A 10,059-nucleotide genomic window follows, 5' to 3' on the forward strand; every position below is an offset into this window, starting at 1 on the left:
CCCCTATGATAGGTAATTCGGTATTACGAGCCAGTGGCGATACTAAAACACCCAGCATAGTAATGGGTGGGGCAGGGCTTATTAATGCCATACTCGATCCTATTTTGATATTTGGCTGGGGCCCAGTACCGGCACTAGGCATTCAAGGTGCCGCTATTGCCAGTGTTATTGCCTGGGGCGTAGCGGTTATTATTATTTTATATGTGCTGGGCGTTAAAAAGCGACTACTAAGCTTAAAAGCCGGTAATCAAACTGCGGCAAGTGCAATTAAAAAAGTACTTAAAATAGGTTTACCCGCAGCGGGGGCTAACATGCTTACCCCAGTAGCAATGGCTGTGNGGGCAGCCGTATCGAATCAATTGCCAGTATTTTAGTGCTGGCCTTGTCGATGACATTGCCTCCTTTTGTTAGCCAAAACTTTGGGGCAGGTAAATTAGGCCGCGTAAAAGAGGCGTACATTGGTACGCTTAAATTTGTGATGATATGGCAATTTGCTATTTATATTTTACTCATTGCGCTGTCAGGGGTAATAAGCCAATTATTTGGTAAAGAACAAGCTGTAATCGATGTTATTAAGCTCTTTATATACACCATACCGCTAAGTTATGGTTTTCAAGGGGTGATCATTTTATCAAACTCATCGTTTAATGCTTTACACAAACCTATGAATGCATTGTTTTTAAGTATTATTCGTTTGTTTGTGTTTTACCTGCCTCTTGCTTATGTAGGCAGTATGCTAGGTGGCTTAATTGGCTTATTTATTGGCGCTGCAATCGGTAATGTATTCACAGGGTTAGTCGCGTACAAATGGTTTGTAAAAGAGCTAGATGCAATATGCAGTAACACGGTAACGGAGTAAATGAATGAGTGATCACTTTGAGCTAAAGTCACAATTTAAACCCGCGGGCGATCAACCCACAGCGATTAAACAGCTTGAAGAAGGCTTAGAAGCCGGGCTTGCGCATCAAACCTTACTCGGTGCTACAGGTACAGGTAAAACATTTACCATGGCCAATATTATTAGCGATTTAAATCGCCCAACAATAATAATGGCGCATAATAAAACACTAGCGGCACAGTTATATGGAGAGATGAAAGAGTTTTTTCCTAATAATGCAGTTGAGTATTTTGTATCTTACTACGATTACTACCAGCCAGAAGCCTACGTGGTTGCCAGCGATACGTTTATAGAAAAAGATGCCTCTATTAATGAGCACATAGAGCAGATGCGTTTAAGTGCTACTAAGGCATTGCTTGAGCGCCGCGATACCATAATAGTGGCTTCTGTGTCGGCTATTTATGGTTTGGGCGACCCCGACTCATACATGAAAATGATGCTGCTTTTAAAAGTAGGCGAACAGGTCGACCAACGCGATATGCTGCGCCGTTTAGCTGAGCTGCAATATACCCGTAACGACATTGACTTTAGCCGTGGTACTTACCGTGTACGTGGCGAAGTTGTTGATATATTTCCTGCCGAGTCAGACACCTATGCAGTACGCGTAGAAATGTTTGATGACGAAATAGAGCGCCTTAGTATTTTTGATCCCCTTACAGGTGCGGTAGAAAAACACATAGTACGTGCCACTATTTACCCTAAAACGCACTATGTAACGCCTCGCGAAAAAATTCTTGATGCCATAGAAAAAATAAAAGCTGAACTTAAAGAACGCAGAGCACAATTATTAAGTGCCAATAAATTAGTAGAAGAGCAGCGCATAGCGCAGCGTACACAATACGACATAGAAATGATGACCGAGCTTGGTTATTGCTCGGGCATAGAAAACTACAGCCGTTATTTGTCGGGGCGTACACCGGGCGATCCACCACCCACATTACTCGATTATCTTCCTGATGATGCATTGATGATCATCGATGAATCGCACGTAACCGTATCGCAAATTGGTGCCATGTATAAAGGCGATAGAAGCCGTAAAGAAAACCTAGTTGAATATGGCTTTAGAATGCCATCGGCGATGGATAACCGCCCATTGCGCTTTGAAGAATTTGAAGCCATAGCACCGCAAACGATTTATGTATCGGCAACGCCTGGTGATTTTGAATTAGAGCGCAGCGCAGGCGAAGTAGCAGAGCAAGTTATACGCCCAACTGGCCTGTTAGACCCAGAAATAGAAATACGCCCTGTAAGCACCCAAGTAGATGATCTACTCTCAGAAATTTATAAATGTGTAGAAAAAGGGGAGCGAGTACTGGTTACTACGCTTACCAAGCGCATGTCGGAAGATTTAACCGATTACTTAAGCGAGCACAACGTAAAAGTGCGCTACCTGCACTCAGACATAGACACAGTAGAGCGCGTTGAAATAATTCGTGATTTACGCGCCGGTGTGTTTGATGTGTTAGTAGGTATTAACTTATTAAGAGAAGGCCTAGATATGCCAGAAGTGGCGCTAGTTGCCATTTTAGATGCAGATAAAGAAGGCTTTTTACGCTCGGCACGTTCGCTTATTCAAACCATTGGTCGTGCTGCACGTCATCTCGACGGGCGCGCCATTTTATACGCCGATAAAGTCACTAAATCGATGGAAAAAGCGATTAGCGAAACGCAGCGCCGCCGCGAAATACAACACGCCTTTAATATAGAGCACGGCATTGAGCCGCAAGCCTTGGTTAAAAAGATCACCGATATTATGGATGTGGGCGAAGAAGCCGCACCACAAGATAACCTTAAGCTGGTACGTAAAGAGTCTAAAAAAATACTCAGTGCTAAAGAAATTGCCTCACAAATTAAACAGCTTGAAAGCAAAATGCATGCTTATGCCAGCGACCTTGAATTTGAAAAAGCCGCGTCTGTACGCGACGAAATACACGAACTACAACAACAGTTGATTAACTAAATGACACCCGATTTTTCGCCCCTAATAAGCGCGCTTGAAGATGCGCCATTACTACAAAACGAACTATGCCGCGTATTTCATGGCCGCGGCCATAGCGTGGCATCGCTAAGCCATATTAATTTAGACTTTTATCCGCCAAGCTTGTTTTTAATTTCGTACGATGAAATTGACGAAGCCACGTTAAATACACTGACCAGTACCCTTTGGGCGTGGGCGCAACAGCATCACCCTGAATTAATATCTGCATTGGTGTATCAACAGCGCGCGGGTGTACAAAGCAGTAATCGTTTAGTGCATGGTAATCTTCCCTCGCCACATGTGGTAAAAGAAAACGGCATTGGTTTTTTAGTGGATTTAACAAGCCGCCAAAACACCGGAATATTCCCCGATATGCGAAGTGGGCGTGAGTTTGTCTCTGCCAATAGTAAACATGCAAAAGTACTTAATTTGTTTTCATACACGTGTGGTTTTTCGCTTGCGGCAATGCAAGGCGGGGCTGATCACGTTATGAACATGGATATGAGCAAAGGCGTACTTAAAGTAGGTAAGCAAAATCACCAACTTAATGGTTTTGAGCGCGGAGTGAGTTTTTTACCGCACGATATTTTAAAGTCATTTGGTAAATTAAAAAAAGCAGCGCCGTTTGATTTAATTATTGTAGACCCGCCAAGCTTTCAAAAGGGCAGCTTTATTCTAACTAAAGATTACCAAAAGGTACTGCGCAGATTACCCGAACTACTGTGCGATACCACACAGCTTTTATTATGCGCTAATAGCCCAGAGCTTAGCGAAGATGCGTTTAAAGCTTTAATAAACGAGCACACCCAAGGAGCAATAGAATTTGTTGAGCGCCTTGCACCAACGCCCCGTTTTGTAGAAGTAGACAGCAATAAAAGCTTAAAAGCGTTAGTGTATAAAACGGCGCATACCGCAACTTATACCAATTCGCAATAATACTTAATCATTTTAAGGGGCTAAACGTGTCGCTATCTGTGTTAAAAAACTCTCATTTAGAACAACTAAATAGCGAATTTTTTGCCTAGCTATCAACACGTTTTTCCAGCCTCAAAATAGATCACTTAATTAAGCTAATTGGTATTAAATGAAACTGAGTAAGCGTTTAAACGCAATTAATGCGTTAATTACTGACCCCGTTGATGTAATTTGGGATTGCTGCTGCGATCATGGTTACTTAGGCATTGCACTATTAAAGCGCCGCGCTGCAAAACAGGTTAATTTTGTCGATGTGGTAGATAAAATAATGGCCGAGCTGAGCGAGCACCTTACAAATATTAGCCAAACACTGCCAAGTAATGCGCAATATAAAGTACATTGCCAAGATGTAAGAGAAATAAAGCTCGTTCCAAATGCGTTAAATACTGTGGTTATTGCAGGTGTTGGCGGCGAGCTGTTACTAAAACTTGTTACTGGCATTATTAAAAACAATTGCGCTGCATCTGTAGCAAGCACCCGCTTTATAGTTTGCCCTATACACCATACTTATCATTTGCGCAGTGGTTTAGCCAAATTAGGCTTTGGCCTAGAAAGCGAGCAATTAATCACTGAAAACAACCGCTATTATGAGCTTATAGAGGTAAGTCAACGTAGCACGGCGTTGCTCACATTTACCGGTAACAGCATGTGGGATTTAAATCATGCATCGCACAGGCAATACCTTAAACAGTTACTCACTCATTATAATAAAATGCTTAATAAAGATGAGCTTTATTATCAAAAAGTTATAACAGATTATAAAAAGCTCAGCGACGCTTAAAAATGGCTTATTTAGCGCTGATAGTGTGATCTAATGCAAGGCGCAAAAACGTAACATCAACATAGATTATATCGCCTTGCGCGAGTTTATTTGGTTTATGTATGTCAGATAAAAAAAGTCGCATTGAGCCGCTGCTCAGTGCAGAGCAAAAATGGCAAAACAGCTACGAGCAGCCAATTTCGTATGCTCCATTAGTGCAACTTGCTAATAACAGCTGGATAGTTCCACAGCACTTTTTACGCTATAAACACACCTTACAAAGCGTTAATCAAGTGCTTCAAAATATAAGTTTTTCAGCGCACTTTAGAGTGCTTGCTGCACAAAAAGATCAACAAATTTATTTACAAGTTGCCGTACTCAGCCCCGATAATTACAAAACCAGTAGTTACGCGGGTGAGGGCACAGCAAAAAAATTACTGTTTGGCAGGCGCTGGATAGTAGAGGAAAACTTACCAACCTCCGAGCTTATTCAAACAGCGTTTTTAGCGCTTAAAATAGCGCGAGAGCACGAGGTAAGAGAGCTGTTTCAACTTACTCACAGCAATAATACTACCAGCACGCCATTTAATAATCATCATGATTTACCGGTTATGGCACAAAATGCAGAGCTTGTTATTGCACACGCGCCGCAGAGCAATGAGCAACATTGCACTATTGAGCAGTTATTAAAACGGGTAGTATTTGCAGGTGCTAAGGTATCGCTAAGTGCTATGCAGCAACTAAGCTCGCAGCAGTGGTTATACACCTTAAAATTACACTGCAACACTTGCCAGCTTACTGAATTTAATAATAAAACCTTTGCATTTTTAACCAGTAATAGCAGCGCAAATAGCTTTTTACATGGCTTTATTAATGCCCTGGTTGATATTAGTAATGAGTATGTGAGTGAGCAATTTAAATACCAAGGGTTTGCCCGATTTAGTAAACACAATTGCGTAGAAAAAATAGGTGCGCTAAGTGTGGCAATGCGCTCGCCAAAAGTGTTGGGGCTGTGCTCGCTTGGCAAGCAACATGCAAATAAGCTTAATTTTGAAATTGATAGTTCGCGTGCGCCACAAGGTTGCGGCCAAGCTATAGATGGGTTTTTAGCTGCCCACGGTATAGAGCAGCCAGAAAATGCACATTTATATCGTTTTTAAAGGCGGTTAATTTCTTCTTTTGTGGTGTAGCTTGAGTCTGTCACTATGGCCTCAAGCGTCTGCACGCGCTCTTTTAAAGCAACCACTTGCGCACTTACCTCGGCCAGTTGTTTATTTGCATCTTGGTTGCTATCTTGCATTTTGTGTTTAAATTCAAGGTGCTTTTTGTACATATCGTAAATAACCCCAGAGCCAACCGATATAAGCACAATAAGTACTATCATTGTAGTGCCTGACATAACCACTTCCTTTTTATAGTTTTAACTGTTGCATAAAGTATAACCATATTTAGCAGCGGTTAAACCTGACAATTGTAACTTTATTTGTCGATTGCAGCGTGGAGTTGTGTTCATCATTGATACACCTGCGTTATTGTTTAATAACTAATGGCATAATTAATAAGTCTATTTGAGATTAAACCGTGTGACTTTAAAGCCAACATTTTTATTGTGTTGCTTTAATCAGCAGTTTTAACGCGCTCTATGCCAGCGTTAACCTTGTATTTAATTGTGTATTAATGCAAACGGGTATAGTGTTTACAGACTTATAGAACTTTATTTTATAATCAATACAGTGAGTTGCTATGTTAAATAATAAAATACCTCCGGTTATTGTCGTGCTCGTTTTTGCAGGCATTATGGCGTTAATAGCCCATTACAGTGTGATTGATTTTACAGCGTTTATTGCCTACCTAGCAGCAAGCTTAGTCATTATAGGGTGCGCATTTTGTATAGCCGGAGTGCTGAGCTTTAAACTTGCACGCACCACAGTTAATCCAAATAAGCCTGAGCAAGCATCAAAGTTGGTAACCAGTGGTGTATATAAAATTTCACGTAATCCTATGTATGTAGGCTTTGCGTTTATTTTAGCTGGCTGGGGTATTTGGCTTAGTTCGCTGTGGGCACTTTTATGTGTTGCTGGGTTTATTGCTTATTTAACGTTTTTTCAAATAATTCCTGAGGAGCGGGCGCTTAGCAAATTATTTGGTCAAGAATTCACAGAGTATAAAAACAAAGTAAAACGCTGGTTGTAATTTACAAGCAAATACAAAAAAGGCTATCGTGATGATAGCCTTTTTGCGTTCAGCGCTAATAAATTAACCGTACTTTCACTGAAAACCCCGTAACTAGCGGTTATTCGTATTCGATTGGATCAGTGACGTTATTAAGCGAAAATGCCTCTAAACGTTCTTGGCAGGCGCCACATTTACCACAGGCTTTTTCGCGTCCGTTATAACAAGTCCATGTTTGGCTGTAGTCTAAGCCCATTTTTATGCCATCGGTTAAAATATCAATTTTGGTGTTATTTAAGTACGGGCTAAAAATTTCTACAGCGTCGTAGTTAGCAATACGACATACATCATCCATTTTTTGCACAAACTCAGGACGGCAATCAGGGTAAATAGCATGATCCCCCGAATGCGCGCCATAATATACTTTGCTCGCTTTTAAAGACACAGCGTAACCAACCGCCAGCGAAAGCAAAATCATATTACGATTAGGCACTATGGTGCTTTTCATGCTTTCTTCTTCGTAATGACCTTCTGGTACATCAATATCATCAGTCAGTGATGAGCCACCAATAAGCTGGTTAATAGCTGATATATCTACAATTTTATGTGGAACATTAAGCTTTTCACACACATTTGCAGCCACTTCAAGCTCTTTAACATGACGCTGACCATAGTCAAATGAAAGGGCATAAACATCATGGCCTTGTTGTAAGGCTTTATTTAATACGGTAAACGAATCCATACCGCCGGAATAAATAACAACTACTTTTTGCGTCATATCTGGATTGCTCTTTAGTTTTAATAGAGGTTTATATCAGGGCGCGATATACTACACGGCCGCAGCTTAAATAACAATTTTTGGGCAGCGCTTTTTCGTCTTTTATAGTAGCAATTTTGCAGCTAGGCAGTAAGTGAGATCTCTTTTGTACAAAATTAATGAAGTGTTTGAAACCATCCAAGGTGAAGCAAGTTTTACCGGCACACCCTCAATATTTTTGCGTTTGCAAGGCTGCCCAGTGGGCTGCGCATGGTGTGATACTAAACAAACTTGGGAAGTCGATAACGTGTACAAAGTATCGCTTGATGAAACGGTAGAAAAAAAAGCCGATTCAGATCATTGGGCCGATGCCAGCGCCGAGCAAGTACTTGAGCTATTTAAATCGCGTGGCTATACAGCCAAGCATGTTGTAATTACCGGCGGCGAGCCGTGTATGTACGATTTAAACCCAGTGTGTAAGCTATTGCACGATAACGGCTTTACAACACAAATAGAAACCAGCGGCACCTTTGAAATACTTGCCCCTGAGCAAACCTGGGTTACCGTATCGCCTAAAATTAACATGCGCGGCGGCTACGAAGTACTTACCAGCGCCATGAAACGCGCCAACGAGATAAAGCACCCAGTAGCGATGCAAAAGCACGTAGAAGAGCTTGAAGCGCTATTTGCCAAAACAGGTGTTAATCCTAAGCTTGTTTACTTACAGCCAATAAGCCAAAAAGTGTCAGCCACCAAATTAGCCATCGACACCTGTATTGCCAAGAACTGGCGTTTATCAGTGCAGGTACATAAGTATTTAGGGATTAGCTAAAGCGCAAGGGCAGCTGTAAGTGCTTAGCTGTAAGCGATAAGCTGCTCGGCGTTAAGTTATATTACGTAGATACAAGGTTGGGTTGAGTGAAACGAAACCCAACACCATAACCCCATTACTCACTCTTTATATAAACCACCACACCAGCTTATTTAAACGCGTAGGTCGGATAAGCAAAGCGCCATCCGACACAGTAACTTATTTAAGTTTCGACAAATATAAATAGCTAAATAATTTATGATGTATGAAGTCAAGATTTGACCCCTAAGGTTCTCCTAAGGTTCTCTAGTAGGTTGGGTTGAGTGAAACGAAACCCAACACCACAACTCCATTACTCACTCTTTATATAAACCACCACAACAGCTTATTTAAACACGTTGAATCGCCCCGAGTTCATCGGAGACCAGTTTGTTTAAGTCAGGCCACTTTACCTGACTCGTTTAAATTATCATAGTAGTCTGTTTCATATTGAGCTGGTGAAATATACCCAATTGAAGATAATAAGCGTTGATTATTAAACCAATTGACCCACTCTAACGTTGCGTATTCAACAGCATCAACATTCTTCCACGGGCCATTTCTGCGAATAATCTCTGTTTTAAATAATCCATTTATTGTTTCAGCCAATGCATTGTCATAAGAGTCACCCACACTGCCTACAGACGCTTGAATTCCAGCTTCAGCAAGTCGCTCAGTGTATCGTATAGACAAATATTGGCTGCCTCTGTCGCTGTGGTGAATTAACCCTTCGGGGTTGCCACGATGCCAAATAGCTTGCTCTAACGCATCAAGAATAAGCTCTGTGTGCATTGTCGTTGATACACGCCAACCTACAATGTATCGTGAAAAAACATCTATCACGAAAGCGACATAAACAAACCCACTCCATGTGGCAACATAGGTGATGTCAGCTACCCAAAGTTGATTTGGCTGCTCAGCAGTAAATTGACGATTAACTAAATCAAGTGGCTTATCTTGTTGCTCGTCAGGTATCGTTGTCTTATGTGCTTTACCCCGACGAACACCTTGAATTCCCATAACTCGCATCAATCGTTCGACTGTACAGCGGGCGACTTGATGGTCGTCAAGCTGTAGCTGCTTCCATATTTTTCTTGCACCATAAACTGACATATTATCCTCCCACACTTCGCGAATGAGTATTATCAGCTCAGCATCACGCTTTTTGCGGTTAGACAGTCGCTCAGGCTCTCTTTGTATCTGTTTATGAGAATAATACGTTGATGGTGCAATCGGCAATTCCTTGCAAATTGACTCGACACCGTAATGCTCTCTGCAAGCATCAATAAAATCCACTATTACTTCTGTTTGCGGTCGAGCTCCGCTTGGGCGAAAAAAGCGGCAGCTTGCCTCAGGATATCATTCGTTCGCTTGAGCTCTTTATTCTCGCGCTCTAAGACGGCAAGGCGTTCTTCAGTTGATTGCGTATTAGAAGAGGGTTTAGACGGTTGAGCTTGAGATTTCTTGACCCATGCTCTAAGTGTTTCTGGGGTACATCCCAGTTTATCTGAAATCGATACTAGCGCAGCCCAAAGAGAAGGGTATTCATGCTGTTGTGTGGTAACAAGCCTAATTGCACGTTCACGAAATTCTGATGTATAGCGATTTGATTTTTTCATAGTTCCAGTTTCTCAAGTTATTGAGTCTCTGGCAAACACGGGGCGATTCA

Annotated in this window: 9 protein-coding genes, 1 pseudogene and 1 other annotated feature; of the genes and pseudogenes, 7 read left to right on the forward strand and 3 right to left on the reverse strand. The window is 41.6% G+C overall.

Translation table 11 applies throughout. From position 1 onward, the window contains the following. The 5 genes and pseudogenes from L650_RS0113910 to L650_RS0113930 all read left to right on the forward strand — a co-directional run. Nucleotides 1–859 (forward strand): annotated as a pseudogene (locus tag L650_RS0113910) (MATE family efflux transporter); the annotation flags it as partial. Between the two features lie 4 nt (nucleotides 860–863). Further along, nucleotides 864–2,858 carry an excinuclease ABC subunit UvrB gene (gene uvrB, locus L650_RS0113915; protein ID WP_029773493.1) on the forward strand — a complete coding sequence of 665 codons (1,995 nt, stop codon included), beginning with the start codon at nucleotides 864–866 and terminating at the stop codon, nucleotides 2,856–2,858. Further along, the gene (locus L650_RS0113920; RefSeq protein ID WP_029773494.1) at nucleotides 2,859–3,812 is read left to right on the forward strand and encodes a class I SAM-dependent methyltransferase; all 954 of its coding nucleotides are present in this window, start codon (nucleotides 2,859–2,861) and stop codon (nucleotides 3,810–3,812) included. It begins immediately after the preceding gene. Nucleotides 3,813–3,960: 148 nt separating this feature from the next. After that, complete coding sequence (locus L650_RS0113925; protein WP_029773495.1) at nucleotides 3,961–4,632, forward strand: tRNA (adenine(22)-N(1))-methyltransferase; 672 nt, start codon at nucleotides 3,961–3,963, stop codon at nucleotides 4,630–4,632. 101 nt (nucleotides 4,633–4,733) lie between these two features. Continuing rightward, on the forward strand, nucleotides 4,734–5,771 hold the full coding sequence (locus L650_RS0113930; RefSeq protein WP_029773496.1) for a hypothetical protein: 1,038 nt from the start codon (nucleotides 4,734–4,736) through the stop codon (nucleotides 5,769–5,771). On the opposite strand, the gene L650_RS0113935 is transcribed toward L650_RS0113930, so the two are convergent. Next, nucleotides 5,768–6,010, reverse strand: a complete 243-nt coding sequence (locus L650_RS0113935; RefSeq protein ID WP_024034198.1) for a hypothetical protein — start codon at nucleotides 6,008–6,010, stop codon at nucleotides 5,768–5,770. The genes L650_RS0113930 and L650_RS0113935 overlap by 4 nt on opposite strands. A 344-nt stretch (nucleotides 6,011–6,354) precedes the next feature. Here L650_RS0113935 and L650_RS0113940 point away from each other — a divergent pair, with 344 nt between their 5' ends. Continuing rightward, nucleotides 6,355–6,804, forward strand: a complete 450-nt coding sequence (locus tag L650_RS0113940) for a methyltransferase family protein (RefSeq protein WP_029773497.1) — start codon at nucleotides 6,355–6,357, stop codon at nucleotides 6,802–6,804. Nucleotides 6,805–6,904: 100 nt separating this feature from the next. Here L650_RS0113940 and queC read toward each other — a convergent pair whose 3' ends face one another. Beyond that, nucleotides 6,905–7,561 (reverse strand): 7-cyano-7-deazaguanine synthase QueC, encoded by a 657-nt coding sequence (gene queC / locus L650_RS0113945; protein WP_004589469.1) that lies wholly within the window; start codon nucleotides 7,559–7,561, stop codon nucleotides 6,905–6,907. Between the two features lie 145 nt (nucleotides 7,562–7,706). Here queC and queE point away from each other — a divergent pair, with 145 nt between their 5' ends. Continuing rightward, nucleotides 7,707–8,372: a 7-carboxy-7-deazaguanine synthase QueE gene (gene queE / locus L650_RS0113950; protein ID WP_004589468.1), complete on the forward strand. Its 666-nt coding sequence runs from the start codon at nucleotides 7,707–7,709 to the stop codon at nucleotides 8,370–8,372. A gap of 417 nt (nucleotides 8,373–8,789) precedes the next feature. On the opposite strand, the gene L650_RS0113955 is transcribed toward queE, so the two are convergent. Further along, nucleotides 8,790–10,009, reverse strand: a protein-coding gene (locus L650_RS0113955; RefSeq protein WP_223230517.1) for an IS3 family transposase whose coding sequence is annotated in 2 segments (ribosomal slippage) — nucleotides 8,790–9,721 and nucleotides 9,721–10,009 — 1,221 coding nt in all. Because the reading frame shifts where the segments join, the coding sequence is not laid out codon by codon here. Then, nucleotides 9,615–9,731: a sequence feature (AL1L pseudoknot), on the reverse strand. It overlaps the preceding gene by 117 nt. Nucleotides 10,010–10,059: the final 50 nt, after the last annotated feature.

The sequence above is a fragment of the Pseudoalteromonas sp. TB51 genome, assembly GCF_000498055.1.
Lineage (GTDB): Bacteria > Pseudomonadota > Gammaproteobacteria > Enterobacterales > Alteromonadaceae > Pseudoalteromonas > Pseudoalteromonas atlantica.